This window comes from Parapedobacter pyrenivorans (assembly GCF_014636865.1).
Lineage (GTDB): Bacteria > Bacteroidota > Bacteroidia > Sphingobacteriales > Sphingobacteriaceae > Parapedobacter > Parapedobacter pyrenivorans.
Genome location: NZ_BMER01000004.1, coordinates 402,412 through 423,618, shown reverse-complemented (window position 1 = coordinate 423,618; position 21,207 = coordinate 402,412). Strand labels below are relative to the sequence as shown.

The 21,207-nt window shown below is 46.1% G+C and carries 25 protein-coding genes; 12 read left to right on the top strand and 13 right to left on the bottom strand.

All coding sequences use genetic code 11. The features are described 5' to 3' along the window. Positions 1-92: 92 nt before the first annotated feature. Both IEV98_RS18895 and IEV98_RS18890 read right to left on the bottom strand, forming a co-directional pair. The gene (locus IEV98_RS18895; protein WP_188507586.1) at positions 93-1,124 is read right to left on the bottom strand and encodes a glycosyltransferase family 2 protein; all 1,032 of its coding nucleotides are present in this window, start codon (positions 1,122-1,124) and stop codon (positions 93-95) included. Beyond that, positions 1,121-1,996 (bottom strand): lysophospholipid acyltransferase family protein, encoded by an 876-nt coding sequence (locus IEV98_RS18890; protein WP_188507585.1) that lies wholly within the window; start codon positions 1,994-1,996, stop codon positions 1,121-1,123. Before IEV98_RS18890 ends, IEV98_RS18895 begins: the two co-directional genes overlap by 4 nt. Before the next feature lie 194 nt (positions 1,997-2,190). Here IEV98_RS18890 and IEV98_RS18885 point away from each other — a divergent pair, with 194 nt between their 5' ends. Both IEV98_RS18885 and IEV98_RS18880 read left to right on the top strand, forming a co-directional pair. Then, on the top strand, positions 2,191-2,802 hold the full coding sequence (locus IEV98_RS18885) for a WbqC family protein (protein WP_188507584.1): 612 nt from the start codon (positions 2,191-2,193) through the stop codon (positions 2,800-2,802). A gap of 88 nt (positions 2,803-2,890) precedes the next feature. Further along, positions 2,891-3,508, top strand: a complete 618-nt coding sequence (locus tag IEV98_RS18880; protein WP_188507583.1) for a hypothetical protein — start codon at positions 2,891-2,893, stop codon at positions 3,506-3,508. A 5-nt stretch (positions 3,509-3,513) separates the two neighbouring features. Here the strand turns inward: IEV98_RS18880 and IEV98_RS18875 are convergent, their stop codons facing one another. Next, positions 3,514-4,161 (bottom strand): hypothetical protein, encoded by a 648-nt coding sequence (locus IEV98_RS18875; RefSeq protein ID WP_188507582.1) that lies wholly within the window; start codon positions 4,159-4,161, stop codon positions 3,514-3,516. A 78-nt stretch (positions 4,162-4,239) separates the two neighbouring features. Next, positions 4,240-4,839 (bottom strand): C40 family peptidase, encoded by a 600-nt coding sequence (locus IEV98_RS18870; protein ID WP_229738848.1) that lies wholly within the window; start codon positions 4,837-4,839, stop codon positions 4,240-4,242. A gap of 85 nt (positions 4,840-4,924) precedes the next feature. Here IEV98_RS18870 and yihA point away from each other — a divergent pair, with 85 nt between their 5' ends. From yihA to cmk, 5 genes are read left to right on the top strand one after another with little or no spacing between them, the layout of a single operon-like run. Further along, entirely contained in the window at positions 4,925-5,545 is a 621-nt protein-coding gene (gene yihA, locus IEV98_RS18865) for a ribosome biogenesis GTP-binding protein YihA/YsxC (protein WP_188507581.1), read from the top strand. A 9-nt stretch (positions 5,546-5,554) separates the two neighbouring features. Then, positions 5,555-6,403 (top strand): UbiA-like polyprenyltransferase, encoded by an 849-nt coding sequence (locus IEV98_RS18860; protein ID WP_188507580.1) that lies wholly within the window; start codon positions 5,555-5,557, stop codon positions 6,401-6,403. Positions 6,404-6,454: 51 nt separating this feature from the next. Next, complete coding sequence (gene topA / locus IEV98_RS18855; protein ID WP_188507579.1) at positions 6,455-8,785, top strand: type I DNA topoisomerase; 2,331 nt, start codon at positions 6,455-6,457, stop codon at positions 8,783-8,785. Next, entirely contained in the window at positions 8,785-9,198 is a 414-nt protein-coding gene (locus IEV98_RS18850; protein WP_188507578.1) for a hypothetical protein, read from the top strand. Before topA ends, IEV98_RS18850 begins: the two co-directional genes overlap by 1 nt. 5 nt (positions 9,199-9,203) lie before the next feature. Continuing rightward, positions 9,204-9,866 (top strand): (d)CMP kinase, encoded by a 663-nt coding sequence (gene cmk, locus IEV98_RS18845; RefSeq protein WP_371870676.1) that lies wholly within the window; start codon positions 9,204-9,206, stop codon positions 9,864-9,866. Positions 9,867-9,881: 15 nt separating this feature from the next. Here the strand turns inward: cmk and IEV98_RS18840 are convergent, their stop codons facing one another. The 3 genes from IEV98_RS18840 to IEV98_RS18830 form a co-directional block, all read right to left on the bottom strand. After that, a complete protein-coding gene (locus IEV98_RS18840; RefSeq protein ID WP_188507577.1) occupies positions 9,882-11,084 on the bottom strand; it encodes a pyridoxal phosphate-dependent aminotransferase in 1,203 nt (400 codons plus the stop codon). A gap of 108 nt (positions 11,085-11,192) precedes the next feature. Continuing rightward, on the bottom strand, positions 11,193-11,579 hold the full coding sequence (locus tag IEV98_RS18835) for a DUF1573 domain-containing protein (protein ID WP_307726868.1): 387 nt from the start codon (positions 11,577-11,579) through the stop codon (positions 11,193-11,195). A 196-nt stretch (positions 11,580-11,775) separates the two neighbouring features. Beyond that, positions 11,776-12,399: a 7-carboxy-7-deazaguanine synthase QueE gene (locus IEV98_RS18830; protein WP_188507576.1), complete on the bottom strand. Its 624-nt coding sequence runs from the start codon at positions 12,397-12,399 to the stop codon at positions 11,776-11,778. Positions 12,400-12,647: 248 nt separating this feature from the next. Between IEV98_RS18830 and thrS the strand changes: the two genes are divergently transcribed. From thrS to rplT, 4 genes are all read left to right on the top strand, one after another. Then, positions 12,648-14,573, top strand: a complete 1,926-nt coding sequence (gene thrS / locus IEV98_RS18825) for a threonine--tRNA ligase (RefSeq protein ID WP_188507575.1) — start codon at positions 12,648-12,650, stop codon at positions 14,571-14,573. Positions 14,574-14,586: 13 nt separating this feature from the next. Beyond that, positions 14,587-15,156 carry a translation initiation factor IF-3 gene (infC, locus tag IEV98_RS18820; protein WP_188507574.1) on the top strand — a complete coding sequence of 190 codons (570 nt, stop codon included), beginning with the start codon at positions 14,587-14,589 and terminating at the stop codon, positions 15,154-15,156. 33 nt (positions 15,157-15,189) lie between these two features. After that, the gene (rpmI, locus tag IEV98_RS18815) at positions 15,190-15,390 is read left to right on the top strand and encodes a 50S ribosomal protein L35 (protein WP_188507573.1); all 201 of its coding nucleotides are present in this window, start codon (positions 15,190-15,192) and stop codon (positions 15,388-15,390) included. Between the two features lie 86 nt (positions 15,391-15,476). Then, entirely contained in the window at positions 15,477-15,821 is a 345-nt protein-coding gene (gene rplT / locus IEV98_RS18810) for a 50S ribosomal protein L20 (protein WP_188507572.1), read from the top strand. Positions 15,822-15,895: 74 nt separating this feature from the next. Here the strand turns inward: rplT and gap are convergent, their stop codons facing one another. Next, positions 15,896-16,903, bottom strand: coding sequence for a type I glyceraldehyde-3-phosphate dehydrogenase (gene gap, locus IEV98_RS18805; RefSeq protein WP_188507571.1), 1,008 nt, complete (start codon positions 16,901-16,903; stop codon positions 15,896-15,898). 95 nt (positions 16,904-16,998) lie between these two features. Here gap and IEV98_RS18800 point away from each other — a divergent pair, with 95 nt between their 5' ends. Beyond that, positions 16,999-17,184, top strand: a complete 186-nt coding sequence (locus IEV98_RS18800) for a hypothetical protein (protein WP_188507570.1) — start codon at positions 16,999-17,001, stop codon at positions 17,182-17,184. A gap of 21 nt (positions 17,185-17,205) precedes the next feature. On the opposite strand, the gene IEV98_RS18795 is transcribed toward IEV98_RS18800, so the two are convergent. Genes IEV98_RS18795 through IEV98_RS18775 form a run of 5 tightly spaced genes read right to left on the bottom strand, consistent with a single transcriptional unit; the run spans position 17,206 to position 21,126 of the window. Next, complete coding sequence (locus tag IEV98_RS18795; protein ID WP_188507569.1) at positions 17,206-17,826, bottom strand: TlpA family protein disulfide reductase; 621 nt, start codon at positions 17,824-17,826, stop codon at positions 17,206-17,208. 24 nt (positions 17,827-17,850) lie between these two features. Continuing rightward, positions 17,851-19,113: an aspartate kinase gene (locus tag IEV98_RS18790; protein WP_188507568.1), complete on the bottom strand. Its 1,263-nt coding sequence runs from the start codon at positions 19,111-19,113 to the stop codon at positions 17,851-17,853. Between the two features lie 10 nt (positions 19,114-19,123). After that, positions 19,124-19,930, bottom strand: coding sequence for a DUF3298 and DUF4163 domain-containing protein (locus tag IEV98_RS18785; protein ID WP_188507567.1), 807 nt, complete (start codon positions 19,928-19,930; stop codon positions 19,124-19,126). Positions 19,931-19,964: 34 nt separating this feature from the next. Continuing rightward, positions 19,965-20,414, bottom strand: coding sequence for a GNAT family N-acetyltransferase (locus IEV98_RS18780; RefSeq protein WP_188507566.1), 450 nt, complete (start codon positions 20,412-20,414; stop codon positions 19,965-19,967). Between the two features lie 46 nt (positions 20,415-20,460). After that, positions 20,461-21,126, bottom strand: coding sequence for a YggS family pyridoxal phosphate-dependent enzyme (locus IEV98_RS18775; protein ID WP_188507565.1), 666 nt, complete (start codon positions 21,124-21,126; stop codon positions 20,461-20,463). Positions 21,127-21,207: the final 81 nt, after the last annotated feature.

Sequence of the window (21,207 nt, the reverse complement as noted above, 5' to 3'; positions counted from 1 at the left end):
TGGTTACTTAATTGACAAAAAAGAACTGTCGACAATTCATGTTCGCTAAGGTAACAACTGTTTCGCCAAATAGTTGATCTGTAGCTTGTATTTTACAAAAAACGCCTGCGATCGAGCTTGCCAAATAGGGTTTTGCCTTGGATATAAAATGCCCAGACCAGGCTTCCACGATACATCCCCAAAGGACGGACCTTTGGTCCGTGTCGCTTCCGTTTCTTGGCTGTTTTAAAAAAATCAAGGAAAAAACGCTGGTGAGACCGGCTTACGGCCCAGGCGTCTTGGAATTTACCTTGCACCATAAAATGGATCAGTGCCAGCAAATCAATCCACATGCGGGCAAACACGACCCAAACCGCTTCGAGCAAAGGTAGATTTTTTTGCAGCATGAATAGACTGTTCCGGAAGTTTAGATAAGTTTTTCTCGGGTTACTGGATGGCAACGTGCCGCCGCCTACGTGGTAGACGACCGATTGTGGGCAATACCCGATACGGTACCCCGCTAGCTGAAGTCGCCAACACAAATCCACTTCTTCCATGTGCGCAAAGAAGTCTGCATCAAATCCACCCGATAACTCCCAATGCTGTCGCTTGATGAAAAATGCGGCTCCGCTAGCCCAAAATAGCTCACAAGGAGTGTCGTACTGGCCCAGGTCTTTCTCAAGTACATGCAGCATCCGCCCTCTGCAGAAGGGGAATCCGTAGTGATCCATAAATCCGCCTGCAGCACCTGCATGTTCGAAGTGGTCACGAAGGTAGTATGATCGGATTTTTGGTTGTGCAGCGGCCATGTCGGGATTAGTTTCCAGTAGTTCGACGACCGGTGTGATCCAATTCGCGCTCACTTCCACATCCGAATTGAGCAATACATAGTAATCCGCTTCTACTGCTTTCAGCACCGCATTGTATCCTCCAGCAAATCCCAGATTGCTATCGTTCTTTACAATGCGGATAGCTGGATAAAACGTAGTGACGAACTCGACAGAATCATCCATCGAACCGTTGTCGCCCACTATAAATTCAACGTTGGGGTAGTCGCTATTATATACCGAAGGCAGGAATTTCTCTAGAAAAAATCTGCCGTTCCAATTTAGGATGACGACAGCGACTTTCGGATAATGGTTCATCGTTTAGGTTTCCTTTTCCAACGCCTGTGCGACCAAAGCCAAAGCTCCGGTTTGCGACGAATGATATCTTCTGTAACGCTATTATGGATATCCGTGATGCCGTGACCCGGCACTTCCGCTGGCACTTCCACTAACGTGTTGAAAGTACAGCAGTAATGGCCCCGCGTTACCCGGTCAATATGACAGAAAACAACTGGAAATCCGGTCGTCTTCGCAATTTTTTCTACTCCGGTATAGACCGGAGTGTCTTGGTTGAGGAAACGGATAAAATATTCCGAGTCCCTCCGCGAAGGTGTTTGGTCTGCCACAAACACGCTGATATGGGGTTGATGCCTATACGCTACGATTTTTCGTAATGTTTGCTTCATCGGCACCATAACGGCACCGAAGCGGCTTCGTATGCCGTTGAATGCGATATCAAACGATTTATTACGCAGCGGCTTATAGATGATAAGCGCAGGGTTGCTGGTAAACAAACTGATGGCATGGATGCCCAATTCCCAATTTCCGTAGTGTGCCGTCACAGCTATCACTCCCTTGCCTGCACGGAAATGGCGTTCCAGCTCTTCGGTTTGTTCGAGCCTCATCCGTTTTGCCACATCTTTAGGTGAGATGCTACGCATTTTAATAGCTTCCACGATCAGATCAGGGAGAAAGCGATAAAATTTTCGCTCAATTTGCGTCCGTTCTTTGATGCTCTTTTCGGGAAAGGCGTTTTTAAGGTTTTGACGCACCACCGCCCTTCGATAGCCAACCACGTAGTATAGTAATAAATAACCAACGTCCGAAAGTAGATAGAGTGCCCAGAAGGGCAGCAGCGAAAGCAAGTAGATAAAGAAGGACAATACGGAAGATTTTCGCATTACGGCCATCGATGGTTTCGTGAAGCTGCAAACTTAGATAAAGTTACGTTTATATGCAATACGATTAAATTGCTTATAAACGAAGCTTTATCGGCGCACTTTTATGCGCATCGGTGCTCCGCAGCCGCTTGGCACTACTTTGAAGTGGAAGTATCCTTAATTTAAGTTATTTTTACGGCGCAAACTTACATTCCTTGCGTTACATGGACAATCACCTTATTTTACCTGCATTTTACTTACCTCCGATTGCGTATTTCAGTATACTCAACGGCTCATCCTTACCCATTTTATTGGAAGGGCAGGAGCATTATCCCAAACAGACTTACCGCAATCGGACATCGGTTTATTCTGCAAATGGCAAGCTCGACCTTATTGTGCCGGTGCAGCACGGTAACGTTGGCCACATCAAGATGAAAGATGTGCGGATCAGTTATGACGCGGAATGGCAACGGCTCCATTGGATGAGCCTGCAGACCGCCTACCGCAGCTCCGCTTATTTCGAATACTACGAAGATGATTTCCGACCGTTTTATCAGCGGAGGCATGAGTGGTTATTCGACTATAATACGGCTCAGCTGGAGCTGTTACTCAGACTGTTGAAAATAGACCGGCCTACAGGATACACCGAAAGTTATCGTGAAAATTATGAACCGGCTACCGATTTCAGGCAAGTTATCCATCCGAAAAAGGCTCATACATCGTATATCGCTAAACCCTATTACCAGGTATTTGAGAATAAACACGGTTTCATTCCCGGTTTGAGTATCGTGGATCTGCTATTTAATCACGGTCCGCAAAGTAAGGGGTATCTTTGAGCATAAAAACTTTTTAATGCGATTCCTGTTTTAGTGTCAGATGCTACGAATTATGATAAAGCTATTTTCGCTCATTTTACCATGTTTGATGATTGGGAGCGCATCGGCGCAATCGGAAGCGGATTCAATCCACCACCAAAAAATATATGTAACCAGCGGGATGGGATGGGGATTTGCGCTTGGTGCGACCAATGACGTGTTGCAAGCAAAGTTTTCCAATAGTTTGGGCTTGGATATTTCATTAGCCCATCGGAATTATTTTATCTACCCCTCGATCGACTTTCTGACGTTTGGATATAATCAGCAGGTACACGATCCGGATTATGCCTATGATTTGGAGAAGGGTAGGAGCAATTTTTATGTGCTTAACCTCGCGGCAGGCATCCGCAAGCAATTCGATAAATTGAATGTCTATGCGTATGCCGGTCCGGGAGTGGGGGTAGTCGTCGAGCCTCGGGCAATCGTCTCTTCTTCTGGGAGCAACGTGACAATAGAAAATACCACGCACATGACTCCTACCGCACGCGGTGGGTTGGGCGCCGATTACAAAATCGGTGGTTTTTTCCTATTTGTTGAAACGGGGTGGCTCCATAATTTCAGGAATATCCAGCGCCGCCCGGTCAACGTCGTATCATTATACGCCGGTTTAAAAACCGATGTCACTAAACTGAAGGACAATGTTGCGCGCGTAATGGGTATTGATTAAGAAGGCTACCGTGGTGAAATGCTCAGCTCCACAACTTCCACATCTATTGAATTGAATAGCTTGTGTGAAGATTTCAGTTCTTTTTCTGGCTTTATCTCATCCAACGTCCGCACATCAACACCCCGCTGCTTCACAATATCGAACTTGCCCCCGAGGCACGGGTACTTCGTTTCGATGTCGCCGCCATTGAAGCCAATGATTGTAGCATAACCGTCTAGACTATTATAAAAGTTAGTCATGGTCACGGGCATGAAATTATTGTATTCCTTTAGCTCGTTCAAGGTAGAACCGACGCGTAGCCCTTCTGGGGTTTGGTACGGACCGAAATTGTTTGCTACAGCAATTTTTGTTATCGTGCGATACGGTTCTTGGCTTTCCGCCCAATATACCGTGATCTCTTCCGCTTCATTGGGGAATACTTTGGTGATATGCACAGCATTCCCATCGATATCAACGGTGCCGTTTTGAAGCTTATCTGCCCCAACCACGCTATCCAAAGCGGAATATGAGTAATTGGTTTTGACCGGTCCGATGCCGTCGCACGTGATGGCGTTCGGGTCTATTGCCGGTGTCTCATCCTGTTGTTTTTGCACTTGTTGCTGACAAGCGATGAAAACCAAACCGACTAGTGAAATGCTGAATAGTTTGTTCATGATAACTGGTTGTTCATATACTGCTGCGAAACTAATAAAATGAGAACACCTTTCCAAGACGAATTTACCTGAATAAGGTTATCTCACGGTTCCAGCCCGGGTAAAATACCGGTAATACCAGGTATCGTGCAGGTCGCTAATGATCACTCCTTTGCTTGTCGAAACATGAACGAACTTATTGTTGTGTAGATAGATACCCACGTGGTCTATGCTGCCGCGACCGAATGAGAAAAAGACAAGGTCGCCCTCCTGCAATTGGCGCTCATACTTGCGCTTGACCTGTTCAGCCATTTCCTTTGATACCCGAGGTACCGATTTACCATAGACATCACGCATAACCAAGCCGACGAATGCGGAACAATCCAATCCGCGGTGGTCCGTTCCGCCGGATCGGTGGGGTACCCCCATCCAATCATCGATATATGCATATAACGTGGGATTATCCAACTCATTGGCTCGCACACCTAATACTTCTGCATACCCAGCTAGCAGACCTCTATCCGCTTTCCGCACACCCTTGGGTGCCGAAGATGCATCTGTAATGATGGTCTCTTTAGCGGCCTTTCTATGGGACTTGGACCCAACAACCCTGTCGGACGGCAGTGCGTTTTTTCGGGTTAAGCATCCGCTAAGTAGCAGCATTGCCAATGATAGAACGAGCAGGAGACCTTTTGTCATTACTTGATTATTTACAGGGGCCAAAATAGTGATTTGAAGTTAAATGAAAAAAGTGGGGTAATATAAGAATCCGTACCTTTGCATCATGATTGTAAAAACGGCAACATTTATTAGCAGCAATACCAAGGTGGATAAATTGCCGGCAGCTAATTTACCGGAATACGCATTTATTGGACGGTCCAACGTTGGCAAATCATCTCTGATTAATGCACTTACAGGGAATCGTCATTTGGCCAAGACTTCGCAGACACCGGGCAAGACCCAATTGATTAACCATTTCCTGATCAATGGCGCCTGGTACTTGGTGGATTTGCCGGGGTACGGTTTCGCTAAAGCATCCAAGAGTAGCCGTGCCGTATGGGAAAAATTCATACGACGCTATCTTTCTATACGTGAAAACCTGCAATGTGTGTTTGTACTGATTGATAGTCGACATGAGCCACAGCAGAATGATTTGGATTTTTGCCGCTGGCTTGGAGAGAAGGGTATTTCTTTTCTGCTGGTTTTTACCAAGGCCGACAAGTCGTCGCTAGCGAAGGCAAATTCCAACGTCAGGAAGTTCCACCAGGCGTTGTTACAATGGTTTGAAGAGACCCCACCACATTTTCTGACATCTGCTGAAAGCCGTTTGGGATGCGAACAGTTGCTGACCGCCATCGACGAAATCAATTCGAACTTTCAACCTGTTGATGTAAAAGATCGCTGACAACCTTTTATGAATAAATATTTCTCACTTGTACTATTTGTACACAGTATTTTTGCACTTCCATTTGCCATAATCGGCTTTTTTCTTGCCGTAAATACCACTGCCTACGGTTTTGATTGGGTAAAGCTATTACTAATGCTAGCGTGTATGGTATTCGCCCGTAATGCAGCAATGGCGTTCAATCGTTATCTCGATCGCCATATTGACGCCGTAAATCCACGAACGGCCATGCGTGATATTCCAGCAGGGAAGGTAACTCCGTCACAAGCGCTGGCCTTTACGATCATCAATTGCATACTATTCGTGATTGCTACGTGGTTCATCAATTTGATTTGTTTTTCCCTTTCGCCGGTGGCATTGGCAGTGGTATTGGGGTATAGTTATACGAAACGTTTTACTCCTTTATGCCATTTGATATTGGGGTTGGGACTTGGGCTGGCTCCGCTTGGGGCATATATGGTGGTCGCGGGGGCGTTCCATATTGTCCCGATATTTTATGCGTTAGCCGTATTGTTTTGGGTTGCGGGATTTGATATTATCTACGCATTGCAAGACGAAGAATTTGATCGCGAACATCAACTAAGTTCCATACCGGCTTGGTTAGGAAAACGCAAAGCATTGAACGTGTCCGAGGTTTTACACGTGTTGTCAGCTATCTTCGTGCTATTGCCCGTGTTTTTCATGCCATTGGGGTGGTTTTACGTTGCAGGCATTGTTTTCTATTGTGCATTGCTGATCTATCAACACCGTATCGTGAGCCCTTCCGATTTGAGTAAGGTGGACCGGGCGTTTATGACGACCAATGGTTTGGCATCCGTAGTATTTGCTTGTTTTTTTCTACTGGATATGGTTTTTTGATTTGCCATTCCCTGAATAAATCCCTTTATTTGCAAAAATCTGAAAACATCAATGGCGAAAAACTTACTGATTGTAGAGTCACCGGCGAAAGCGAAAACAATAGAAGGATACTTAGGTAAGGATTTTTTGGTCAAGTCCAGCTATGGCCATATCCGCGATTTAGTGAAAACTGACGATGCTATCGACACGGCGAATAACTTTAAACAACAGTATGAGGTTCCGGCAGACAAAAAGGCCGTAGTCAGTGAATTAAAGAAATTGGCTAAAGCAGCCGAAACGGTGTGGCTCGCCTCCGACGAGGACCGTGAAGGGGAAGCGATTTCCTGGCACCTGTATGAAACGCTTGGTCTCCATGACGAAAAGACCAAGCGGATCGTGTTTCATGAAATTACCAAGCCGGCCATACTCAAAGCCATTGAGACCCCAAGAGGGATCGATTTCAATTTGGTCAATGCCCAACAAGCGCGGCGTGTACTTGATCGCCTGGTTGGCTTTGAGCTCTCTCCGGTATTGTGGAAGAAAGTAAAGCCATCATTATCGGCAGGTCGGGTACAATCTGTTGCTGTTCGACTGATTGTGGATCGCGAACGCGAAATCAATCGGTTTAAAGCAGAAGCCGCGTTTAAGATTGTGGCCATTTTCCATACGGATAATTCCAAGGAGCTGTTTAAAGCGGAGTTGCCGCAGCGATTTGCATCGGTGATGGACGCCGAGCGTTTTCTTGCCGATTGTATTCCAGCGGATTTTGTGGTCAATGGTTTGGAAACCAAACCGTCTAAACGTAATCCTGCAGCGCCATTTACGACCTCTACTTTACAACAGGAGGCCAGCCGTAAGCTCGGTTTTTCTGTAGCTCGTACCATGTCCGTAGCCCAGCGCCTTTATGAAGCCGGGCGCATCACCTATATGCGTACCGATTCGGTAAACCTGAGCGATACGGCCTTACAAGGTGCGGAACAGGAAATTAGATCTGCGTATGGTGATAAGTACCATAAACGCCGACAATATCGAACCAAGTCGGCTGGTGCTCAGGAAGCCCATGAGGCCATTCGACCCACCTATTTTGATCGGCATTCTATTGATGGCGATAATGCAGAGCGAAGACTGTACGAGCTGATATGGAAGCGGGCAATTGCTTCACAGATGAGCGAAGCGGAATTCGAGAAGACAACTGCAAAAATAGGGATTTCTACCCGGGCGGAGGAATTGGTGGCCAATGGAGAAGTGATGCGATTTGATGGGTTTTTAAAGGTATATTTCGAATCGACGGATGATGAGCACGAACCAAACCTTGACAACGATACAGATAATGCGTTACTACCGCCATTGCAAAAGAACCAACGGATCCAATTAAAAAGTATGACGGCTACGGAACGTTTTTCGCGCCCAGCTGCACGTTATACCGAGGCAAGCCTTGTTAAAAAATTAGAAGAGCTGGGCATCGGTCGCCCGTCAACTTATGCACCGACGATTTCGACCATTCAGAATCGTGGCTATGTGGTAAAGGAAGACCGAGATGGTAAGCCGAGAGACTACCGTGTACTGGAATTGGGCGGTGGAACGATAGCTACGCTCACGAAGACCGAAATAACCGGTGCAGAACGATCGAAGTTGTTTCCGACGGATATCGGCGTGGTAGTCAATGACTTTTTAGTAGAGCATTTCAAAGGGATCGTCGATTTTAACTTTACAGCTAAGGTGGAGAAGGAGTTCGATGAAATAGCTCAAGGGATGAAAGAATGGACCGATATGTTGCACAGTTTTTATGGCCCGTTTCACAATGAAGTAGAAACGACCATCAAAAATGCCGATCGTGCCACCAATGAAAGAGAGTTGGGAATGGATCCGGAAACCGGTAAGCGGGTTAGTGTGCGTATTGGCCGGTTTGGGCCCATGGTGCAGATTGGAATGGCGGACGAGGAAGAAAAGCCACGCTTTGCCAGTCTCCGGCCGGGACAGATGATCGAAACCATCACCTTTGAAGAGGCGCTTGAGCTGTTCAAATTGCCCAAAAAGGTTGGGGAGTTCGAAGAGAAGGAAATGACTGTGGCCATTGGTAGATTTGGGCCGTACATCCGTCACAACAATGCATTCTATTCCTTGCCCAAAGGGGTTGATCCCCACGATGTAACCACGGATTCCGCTATCGAGATCATCAAAGATAAACGGCAAAAGGATATCGAGAAAATCGTCAAAATTTTCGATGAAAATCCGGATGCGCGGATAGAAAATGGCCGATGGGGACCATTTATTCGGTTTGGTAAGCAGAATATCAAAATACCAAAGGGTACAGAGGTGCAAAATATCACCTATGCCGACGTCCTAAAATGGGCCGAAGCCGACGAAAAAAAGCCGAAGAAGAAAGGCAGAGGGAAAAAATAGTGAAAAAAGACCTACCTACCAATATTGTTCAAGATATTTCCATTGCAGTGGTGTTGGAAAGCGATTCACCTACCGGAAAAGTATGGAACGTCTACCTCATTAACGAAAAAGAGGTGACGCTAAAGAACGTGATGGTTAGTTCAAAGGGATACGGTATTAAAGATGAGCAGGAAGTAAAAACATCTGTCTTACGACATTTTATTGGCGATATCGATTCGCGTGACTACGCGAAAATCGAGGCCATAGATGAGCAGGTTTTCGGCCTCACGAATGAATACTGGCTGAGCTACTACATTGACGAAACCATCTATGACAAGAAATACATCTTTCTTCCGGAAAGCATCATTGATGACAACTTGATTAAGATCCCTGTACTGAATAAGCCGGGTGTATTAATCGGAGGCAACCATTGATGGGTATGGTGAGATCAAACAAAATTATTGCCATTGATGGATATTCTTCCTGCGGGAAAAGCACGCTTGCTAAAGCGCTGGCCAAAGCACTCCAATACCTCTACATCGACAGTGGGGCCATGTATCGCGCTGTTACATTATATTTCATACGGAATGCTATTCCTCTTGAAGATACGGCTAGGGTCGTCGAAGCGTTAGACCAAATCCATATCGATTTTCATAGCCAGCCGGAAGCAACCAGTATCTATCTAAACGATGAGGATGTATCGGAGGAAATCCGACAGATGCGCGTATCCGACTGTGTAAGTGAAGTGAGTGCAATCAAGGCAGTGCGCTTGGCTATGGTGGCACAGCAACAACGGATGGGTAGAAATAAGAATATCGTGATGGACGGTCGAGACATCGGTACGACCGTCTTCCCAGATGCGGATCTAAAAATTTTCATGACGGCCGATCCGAAGGTACGTGCGGAGCGGCGTTACCTCGAATTAAAAAGCAAGGGTGAAGAAATCACCCTTGAGGAGGTATTTGAGAATATTGCGCATCGCGATTACATCGACACCACCCGTAGGGAAAGTCCTTTAGTACGAGCTGTCGACGCTATCGTATTAGATAACACTGGCCTCAACGAAGCCGAGCAACTTGCGTTTGTGCTTGATTACCTCTAGGCTAGGTTCTCGAATCTATTTGCTACGTCGCCCAGGATAGCTCTCGAGTCCTTTTTCCAGACACACTAACGCTTTTCTCAAATCGTCGCAGTTTAATACGTATGCCAACCTAACTTCATCCGCTCCCGAACCAGCTGTGCTATAAAACCCACTCGCGGGTGCCATCATGACGGTTTGATTTTCGTGTGAGAAATGCTCCAGCATCCATTGGCAGAATCGATCGGCATCATCGATCGGCAGTCGGGCCAACACGTAGAAAGCGCCTCCCGGATTGGGGCAAAATACACCTGGTATGCGATTAAGGCCAGCAACCAATACGTTTCTTCTCGCGGTATATTCTTGCTTTACGGCTTCAAAATAACTTTCAGGAGTATCCACAGCTGCTTCCGCGGCGATCTGGGCTACAGCGGGTGGACTGAGCCGCGCCTGCGCGAATTTTAATGCCATTTGCCAAAGCGATTTGTTTTTGGTTATTAGACATCCCAAACGAGCTCCGCAGGCGCTGTACCGTTTAGAAACGGTGTCTACAATTACCACGTGTTGGTCCAAGCCTTCCAGATGCATCGGCGATATAAATTCCTTTTCATCATAGCAGAATTCACGATACGCCTCGTCAGCAATTAGAAACAGGTCATAGTTGAGGCAAAGGTCTCGGAGGGCTTCCATCTCCTGGCGGGAATAAAGATAACCTGTAGGATTGTTTGGGCTACAGATGGCAATGGCTCGGGTGTTTTCCGTAATCAGTTTTTCAAAATCAGTGATGGGCGGTAATGCAAATCCATCGTCGATGTGGGAAAGGATGGGTTGGATCACAATGCCGGCTGAACTTGCAAAACTCTTATAATTGGCGTAAAACGGTTCGGGTATGATAATTTCCTCTCCTGGGTTGACGCATGCTTGCATGACGATGGTAAGGGCCTCAGAGCCACCATTTGTAACCAAGATGTCCCCAGGCGCAATGTCATAACCCAACTTATTATAATAGCCACTTAGTTTGTTGCGATAGGAGGCTGTGCCCTCAGACGGTGTGTACGCCCACACCTTGAAATCAATGTTTCGAACGGCGTCGAGCATCAATTGCGGCGTCTCGATATCGGGTTGGCCGATATTGAGGTGGTACACGTGTTTGCCATCCAGCTTCGCCTGGTCGGCATACGGTGTCAGTTTACGGATGGGAGAGGCCGGCATCTCACGGCCCCTTATCGATATTGAAGGCATATTATTGTGTTATTTCTGGTGCAATATTAAGCATAGCTTTTGGATTTAATGGCACAAAAAAACCGCTAAATAGATAGCGGTTCCTGTTATTTTAAAAGTCGTTGCTAACTAACCCGTTACCTCACCCTTAATATAGAGGGTTTTCACGGGTGTCTTGGTATTGGACCGCACGGTGAAGTTCTTGGTAAAGGGCTGTTTCGCTGCCGCGTTGAAGGTTACTGATATGGTGCCCTTTTCCCCTGGCTTAACCGGTGTTTTGGTAAACTCAGCCACCGAGCAACCGCAGGATGGCTTTACTTCACTGATAATAATGGGCTCGGAACCCACATTTTCAAACGTAAAAACGTGAGTGACCGGATCGCCCTGCGGGATTTTACCGAAATCATACGTTTCCTTGTCAAACTTAAACTCCGCTTTGCTGTTCTGCTGGCCGACAGCCGCAGTGCAAACAAAAGCGACGAGTACGGCGCATATTGTAGCGATTTTTTTCATCATTGTTTTTTTAATTTTTGTTTCAGTAAATGCTATCATCCTTACGCATGATACGCAAATCTACCATTTTGGAATTAAAAGGTCAAAAAATGTTCCAAAAACAAATTGGATCGCCATATTTCTGACAAACATTGTAGGGTTCGTTGATTTGTTTGACCAACGTAGGAGGGTGATGCGAAACAGACAAATGATCAATTGACTACGGAATATTCAGGTATTTATGTGTCTGCAATGAAATTTCCCACTTCGGATTTTGCATCACGTAATCTACGATAAGTGGAGTCATTTCATGAGTTTTAGACCATTCGGGTTGCAGGTAAAGGCGGCATGTGGTATGGACTAACGCCGCGTGCTGTTCTGCCCAGTCGAAATCGCTTTTATTGAACACAATGACTTTCAGCTCGCCGGCAGCAGCCAACACGTCCGGTAGTGGCCTCTTGAATTTCTTCGGCGAAAGGCAAACCCAATCCCAATACCCACTTAGCGGGTAGGCTCCCGATGTTTCAATAAAAGTTTTGATGCCGGCCGATTGAAGTCCCTGTGTGAGGTAGTCGAGGTTGTAAAGCAACGGCTCACCACCGGTCACGACAACGGCTTTCGACGGATGTTGCTTGGCATGCTCGATAATGGTATCGGCTGCGGTCAGCGGATGGAGCTCGGCGTCCCAGCTTTCCTTTACATCACACCAATGGCACCCCACATCACATCCACCCAAACGGATAAAATAAGCAGCCTTACCCGTATGATAGCCCTCGCCTTGAATGGTGTAAAATTCCTCCATCAAGGGTAATAATGTGCCATCCTCCGGAACCTGTCGTGTCATGTCGCTTTTTGAGGGTACAAAGATATGAAATTTATAGTCTCTGCTCCAAGACCTGTTGTCTTTACATGAGTCGTTACTTCTTCCAATGGATGGCGATCAGCGTAGGCGTGGTGTTTTGGAGAATGGTTTTTCATTATATCGATTTCGTATTTTGTGTTTCCTTCCTTACCTTTGCATCCGAATTACAGATCACATTTGTATTGTGGTTTATGGATTAGTTTTAAGTTAACGCAAAATCATACTTGTAAATGATTCAAATTACCCTACCAGATGGCTCCGTGAGGCAGTATGCCCCGGGAACCACAGCGATGGAAGTCGCACAATCCATTTCAGAAGGCTTGGCCCGCAACGTATTGGCAGCAGAAGTAAACGGCGAGGTATGGGATGCGTTGCGCCCTATCGAACAAGACGCTAACGTACGCCTGCTCACCTGGAATGACAACCAAGGGAAATCCACTTTCTGGCATTCATCGGCGCACTTGATGGCCGAAGCATTAGAAGCGCTATATCCAGGCACTAAGTTCGGTATCGGACCAGCCATCGAAACGGGATTCTATTACGATGTCGACTTCGGCGACCGTGAATTCTCGTCGGACGATTTCAAGCAAATCGAGGACAAAATGATCGAGCTGGCGCGTACAAAAGCAGTATATGTCCGCAAGCCGGTCAGTAAGGCTGATGCCGAAGCATATTTCAATGAAAAAGGAGATGAGTATAAGCTCGATTTGATTAAGGATTTGCCCGATGGCAACATCACGTTTTATACGCAGGGTAACTTCACAGATTTGTGTCGTGGTCCGCATATTCCGAATACGGGCTTTATCAAGGCTGTGAAACTGACGAATGTCGCTGGAGCGTATTGGCGTGGCGATGAAAACCGTAAGCAGCTCACCCGCATCTATGGCGTTACGTTCCCAAAAGCCAGCGAACTGACCGATTACCTGTATATGATCGAGGAGGCCAAGAAACGGGACCATCGCAAACTGGGGCGGGAACTGGAATTGTTTGCATTTTCGGAGAAAGTCGGGATGGGATTGCCGCTATGGCTGCCCAAAGGAGCGCGGCTGCGACAGAAATTGATTGATTTCATGCAACGCGCGCAACTTAAGGCCGGATATGAACCTGTGGTAACCCCTCATATCGGACACAAAAATCTATATGTCACCTCCGGCCATTACGAAAAATATGGAGCGGACTCGTTCCAACCCATACACACGCCGCAGGAAGGGGAAGAGTTCCTGTTGAAACCTATGAATTGCCCGCATCATTGTGAAATCTATAAGACAAAGCCGCGTTCATATAAAGATTTACCCATCCGCTATGCGGAATTCGGCACGGTATACCGATATGAGCAGAGCGGTGAATTGCACGGCCTGACACGGGTACGTGGATTCACGCAAGACGACGCCCACCTGTTTTGTCGTCCGGATCAGGTAAAAGAGGAATTCAAGAAAGTCATCGACTTAGTGCTTTACGTTTTCGAGGCGTTGGGCTTTGACGATTACGTTGCGCAAATTTCCCTGCGCGATCCCGAAAATAGGAGCAAATACATCGGTTCTGACGAGAATTGGAACCGTGCCGAACTGGATATTATCGAAGCGGCTGCCGACAAAGGTTTGAAGACCGTGGTCGAATACGGTGAAGCCGCATTCTATGGGCCGAAGCTCGATTTCATGGTGAGGGATGCATTGGGCCGGAAATGGCAACTGGGAACCATTCAGGTTGATTACAACCTGCCGGAGCGGTTTGAACTGGAATATACGGGCAGTGACAATAGCAAGCATCGTCCCGTGATGATCCACCGCGCACCATTCGGTTCCCTAGAACGCTTTGTAGCTGTGTTGATTGAACATTGTGCAGGGCAGTTCCCGTTGTGGTTGGCACCCGAGCAATTCATCATCCTTCCCGTCTCGGAAAAATATGAGGAATATGCAAAAAAACTTTTAGAATCACTCAATAATTCCGATATTCGCGGCTTGGCTGACCTGCGCGATGAGAAAGTTGGACGTAAAATAAGGGATGCCGAGTTGAAAAAAATCCCCTATATGTTGATTGTGGGAGAAAAGGAGGTGGAAGACGGCACGGTTTCTGTTCGGAAACATGGCCACGGGGATTTAGGAACAATGCGTGTGAGTGCATTTAGCGATCAGTTAATAAAAGAGATAACCGTTTAATTATTTTAGACATTTGGCATTAAATAGACCAGGATTCAGAGGCCCGAGACCTCCGTTTAGAAAGAAGGAGCCGGAGCACCGTATAAACGAACATATTAGGGTACCAGAGGTACGATTAGTGGGCGACAATATAGAACAGGGGATATTTCCGACGCGTAAGGCATTGGAGCTTGCTGATGAATTGGAACTGGATTTAGTGGAGATCTCGCCGAATGCCGTACCGCCTGTTTGTCGGATCATAGATTACAGTAAGTTTATCTATGAGCAGAAGAAGAAGCAGAAAGAAATTAAATCAAACGCCAAGCAAACGGTCATCAAGGAAATTCGTTTCGGTCCCAACACCAACGACCATGATTTTGAGTTTAAACTCAAACACGCAATCAAGTTTTTGGAATCGGGAGAAAAAGTACGGGCGTATGTACATTTTAAGGGTCGGGCAATCGTCTATAAGGAGCAGGGTGAAATTCTGCTATTGCGTTTCGCTCAGGCACTAGAAGAGTATGGAAAAGTGGAATTGCTGCCCAAATTGGAGGGTAAGCGGATGTTTCTAACGGTAGCCCCCAAAGCCACAACGAAGAAATAAGAAATTAACAAGTCGATATAAAAATCAGTAATCATGCCAAAAGTGAGAACCAATTCCAGTGCTAAGAAACGTTTTAAGCTTACTGGAACAGGTAAGATTGCCAGAAAGAATGCTTTTAAAAGTCACATCCTGACCAAAAAGAGCACTAAGCGTAAGCGCAATCTGACACAGACCAGTCTCGTGTCTGAAGCCGACATGGGCAACGTAAAACGTATGCTAGCCATCGGAAAATAGTAGTTAGTAATTAGTAATTAAGAAACCAGGTATTGGGTTGTAAGACCGTTGCAAAACACGGCGCCTGCTACCAAAAACACAAGATTATGCCACGTTCGGTTAACGCAGTAGCGTCTAGAAGAAGACGCAAGAAGATCCTCAAAATGGCCAAAGGCTATTATGGGTCGCGCAGTAAGGTTTATACCGTTGCGAAAAATACAGTAGAAAAGGGATTGTTGTACGCGTACCGCGACCGCAAGACTAAGAAAAGGGAGTTCAGGGCTTTATGGATACAGCGTATCAATGCCGGCGCTCGTCAACATGGAATTTCGTATTCACAGTTGATCGGTAAGTTGAATGCGAAGAACATCGGATTGAACCGTAAGGTATTGGCCGATTTAGCCATGAATAATCCGGAGGCTTTCAAAGCCGTTATTGATGCAGTGAAATAAGGTTTAACCCCATATCGATTTGTTAAGTAAAAGGAAACCGTTAAGGTTTCCTTTTTTTTGTTTGTCGTATCAATTTAATCATTTGTGGCAATTTTTAGCAATAGATCCACTAGCCGATTGGAATAGCCGTATTCATTGTCATACCAGCCCACAACTTTCACTAATCCACCCACCACCGATGTTAATTGCGCATCAAAGACGCAGGAGTACGGACTATTGATAATATCAACGGACACGATCGGATCCTCGGTGTATTGCAGGATGTATTTCAATTCATTGGCAGCCGCATTCTTGAATACGGCATTTATTTCCTCGACGGTCGCTTGGTTGCGTAGCGTGCAGGTAAAATCCGTCAATGATCCATTCAAAACCGGTACTCGGATGCCGGCACCGCCCAACTTGCCTTCAAGGTGTGGAAATACATTGGTGACAGCTTTGGCCGCTCCTGTGGTAGTTGGGATGATCGACGCAGATGCTGCCCGGGCACGGCGTAGATCGCGGTGGGGACTGTCATGCAAGCTTTGGTCGCCAGTCATGCTATGGACCGTGGTGATATAACCATCCACAATGCCCCAATGTTCATCCAATATTTTCACCATAGGGGCCACATTGTTAGTCGTACAGGAAGCATTTGACAAAACAGGAGTGCGTAAATCTATCGATGAATCATTCACCCCCAATACCGCAGTGGGAATTTCTTTATCAGGTGATGGAGCGGAGATAATCACTTGTTTTGCGCCTGCATCGAGGTGCTTTTGCGCGTGTTGCCGTGTGATGAATTTTCCGGTAGACTCGATGACGGTGTTTACACCCAATGATTTCCAGGGAAGCTGCTCGGGTAATCGTTCATTGAAAACTTCGATCAGGTGACCATCAATGACTAACTTACCTGCGTTTACGGTGACGTTTCCCGGGTATATTCCGTGTACCGAGTCATATTTAAATAGGTGGGCTAATGTGTGTGGGTCCGTCAAGTCGTTTATTGCGACGACGGCGATGTCTTCCAATCTATTTCTTAGCAAGGTATTGCGTAGCGTATTTCGCCCGATACGACCAAATCCATTAATAGCGACGTTGAACATTGTTGATAGGATTACTGCGGTTATGCCGCGGTCAAAGTTACACATTTCGTTAACATCAAACGAAACAAAATAAGGGAGTTGGGAGTTATAAACTTATGAAAAAGAAAGCGAAATTTGAGCCCAAGGACTCAAACCGGCGATTACGTGAAGATGATCAGATTGTCGATACCGATAGGTCTGAAAGTCAGACCGGCCACCAAGAGGAATCCAACATAAGCGCACCGGCATTGAAACGGAAATTCAGTGAGCAGCCGCCAACCAAACACAATTCAAAAACATAGGAGGTGCTACAAACCTCCGAATTATTTGTTTATCGCTTCGACGATTTCCGCTGCACTTCTTTCACCGTTCCAATACTCCTTCAGCTGGCCGTCGGCACCGTAAATGTATGTTGCTGGATACTGTGAGGGAATGTGGAATTTATTAATGAAATCCGCGCCTCTGTCATAAAGGACTTCCACATTTTCCTTACCCACCAACGGTTTGGCCCATGTATCGAGAAATGAAGCCATCAATGCAGGATCGTTCATGGATACGAAATAGAAATTGGCGGTTTTTACTTGATTGTAATGCTTGCCGATGTCGTTAGCCTCATGTTGGCAATGACCACACGTGGGATCAAACAGAATAAACACGATATTTCCGGTTTTGGCCAAATCCGACTTCGTGAAGCGAATGCCACTTTTCAGTATGTAAAAGGTGAAATCTGGAATAGTGCTGGTAGGTTCTTTCGAAACATCAGGTTGGACAGAATGTTGAGCCTCGGCCTCCGAAATGGCGCCGGCCTGTTCTTGTGTCGAGTTGGAAGCAGTAGCCTCATTATTATTGGAGTGCGCTGACTTGGCGTTGTTATCGCATGCAGCGGTCAACGTCAGCAGGGATACGCAGGCAAGAACCAAAATGGAATTTAGTCGTATTATCATGAATGCAAAGGTAAGTGTTTATGACTATAATTTACGTACTAAAAGCTGGCAGGTATAGCTGTCTTTGAGCTCCATGATAATTTCCTTTTCAACCAAGACGCGTGCGATGGTTTGCTGATTGTAATATCGTATAGTAATGAGTTCCAGACCAATTTGATGTCTTATGTCATAGCGCGACCGGAGATCCAGAAGTAACGCCTCTACGTTATCCCCCGTATTGTCGATACTTACCGAAAAACTCACGGCGCTGTTATGCATCATGTTTACCTTGATTTTATGGGCATGGAAGCGACTGAAAATATCACTTAGGTTGTCTTCGACAATAAAGGAGAAATCCTTGGGCAGAATAGAAATTAGTACTTGATTTACCTTAAAGATAAAGGAAGGCACAGGTAATGATTCTTTTGTGCTCCTGATTTGCGTGCCTCCATTTTCAATGTCGATGAAAGACTTTACATGAAGCGTAATATTTTTGTTTTGTAAAGGTTTGATCGTTTTGGGATGAATCACGGTGGCACCATAGTAGGTCAGCTCGATGGCGTCCAGATACGAAAGTTCGGGAATGAGTTCGGTTTGGTCGAACCATTTGGGATCGGCATTCAATACGCCGGGTACATCTTTCCATATCGTTACGCTTTCAGCACCGAGGCAAGCTGCAAAAATGGCTGCGGAATAATCCGAACCCTCACGGCCCAATGTTGTGGTGAAATTTTCAGAAGTAGAGCCTATGAAGCCCTGGGTGACCAACAGTTGGTGCTCCAGTAAGTCTGGTAGGTTGTCCTGGATGCGTGCTTCCGTAGCCTCCCAGGCTACGCGGCCTTCCCGGTGCGTGTTATCGGTTAAAATGTAATCCCTCGCATCCAGCCATTTGGTCGTTAATCCGATTGCATGGAGATAATGGCTAATGATCGTTGTGGAAACCAATTCCCCAACGGCAACGATCTGATCATATAAGTAGTCGTATGGATCCATCGGGGGTTCTTCCAATATCCATTCAATCTCTACGAAACGGTTGGCGACTTCGTTATATACTGGGTGATTGCCATCTGGAAATAATGCCTGGACAATATCCTCATGGTAGCGCTTCGCTTGCTGCAACAAATCATAGGTGTCATCTGCCTGTGTGAAATACTGCTGAACAAGGCGCTCAAGCAGATTTGTGGTTTTGCCCATGGCCGAAACCACAATTAATAGCTGGTGGCCTCGATAAGCCGAAACAATACGGCCGAGGTTTACCACACCGTCGGCATCTTTGACAGATGCCCCTCCAAATTTGAATACTTGCATTAAGGTCAGCTTACATGTTTAGTTCAGCGACGATCCGTTTTGCACGGTCTGTCAATAATCGTTCAACCTCTGAATAGGGAATGCGGAGTTCAGTCTGCCCATTTACGTAGGGCTTTATTTCATAAATATTATACAGGAAGAGCATGCTATCACGCTCTAGTGCAAAATTGTCCGGAATGCTAAACCGGCCTTGATCAAAGAAGTACTGGTCTTCAAGAGACTGATCTACCTTAAGGCCCTCCGCTTTACGGAAATAGCGCTCGGCAACAGCTGCTAACTCGTTCTGGAACGGCTTGGCGACGATATCATCGAGTATCAACGATTCGTGATTCGGAATGTCGTAATGCTTGAAGATCGTGGCATAATTACCATGCGCACCACCTGTATAGCTGTACGCCTTAACAACTAGGGCCAAATACGAAGGGCTGATAGCATACACGCTGGCGTGGGATTCTGACGTCCAAACGCGTGGAAAAGGATCAGACTGATAAAAATTATCAAATTCGCTGATAAATGAGTGGGCGGATTTTTCCACTGTCGTCGTATCGCTGCCCAATAGTACCGTCTGCACGAAACGATTTACAGCTGAATCTTGGAATATGGGATATGAAACGGCGAAAAAAGTGGTGTCTGTGGTTTCGGTAGTTCTCATCACGTTCTCACTGAACTTGATGTAGTCCTTGTATTCATAGGCCAAGGTATCCATTACAGGCTTTTGTTGCCGTGTATCCCGATCGGTTGTGTTGAATTGGCAAGAACCTATCAAAAGGGAATTGAGGCATATAAAAAAAAGAATGTACAGTTTACTTAATTTCATGCTTTTACTTTTAATTAAAATTTGGGCGTGCGCCTTACCCATCCAATGAAACATTCATCCATTCCCCGTCAAAAGTTGCACCATATTTTTTGTAGAAGTTAATAGCGGGTTCATTCCACGCCAAAACCTGCCAGACCATCCCACTATAGTTCCTATCCTTGCATAGTGCCCAAGTTTCATCAAACAATAATTTGCCAATACCTTTTCCACGCATGGATTCGGTAACGACGATATCCTCAAGGTAAAGTCTGCGGCCCTTCCATGTAGAATATCGAATGTAGAAAAGGGAAATACCCACAATATATCCGTCGATTTCAGCTACAAAAGCCTCCCAGACCGGTGCTATGCCAAAACCCGCATCGATAAATTCCGAAAGACTCACCGTCACCTCATTGGGCGCTTTTTCATATCGTGCAAGTTCTTTGACTAGCTCAAGCATCTGCGGACAGTCTGTTGCTGCCGCCTTGCGTATGATGATGTTCATTTTCCAGCTGTGTTCCGTTACTTCCGCACCCGTCTCAGTTTCTCAATTACCGACCGCCAAAGATTGTGCTTCCGAGCCTTACCATGGTGCAACCCTGTTCGATAGCGATTTTATAGTCTGATGACATGCCCATGGAGAGTATGTCAAAGGAAGGCTTTTCGCCAAAAAAGCTAGACTTAATACCGTCATATAGCGATTTCAGTTCTCGGAATTCTTCCTTAATTTCCTTCTCGTTGGGTGTATTCGTTGCGATGCCCATCAGCCCTCTGATCCGAACATTATTGAGTTGAGCGAGCTCTGGAGAGCGCAACAACTCGATGAGCTCTACATGGTCGAGTCCGAATTTAGTGTCTTCGGCAGCGATATGCACCTGCAGCAGGCAGTCGATGGTGCGATTGTGTTTATGCGCCTGCTTATTGATCTCTTTAAGCAACTTTATACTGTCTACCGAATGAATTAAGGCAACAAAGGGGGCGATATACTTCACCTTATTGCTTTGTAAGTGGCCAATGAGGTGCCATTTGATATCTTTCGGAAGCGCTTCATATTTTCCAACCAATTCCTGTACGACGTTTTCCCCAAAGATCCGTTGTTCGGCATCATAAGCCGCCATAATATCTTCCAGGGATTTCGTCTTGGAAACGGCAACTAACGTTACGTCTAAACGGTTTAACTCTTCTTTAATGGTTTTAATCTGATCAGCGACGTCCATAAATCCGGTCCTATTTTTGTAAGTTTGCACAAAACTACAAAACCTGTGGGTATCCATCAATAGTGGCGCGCTTGAATCGGT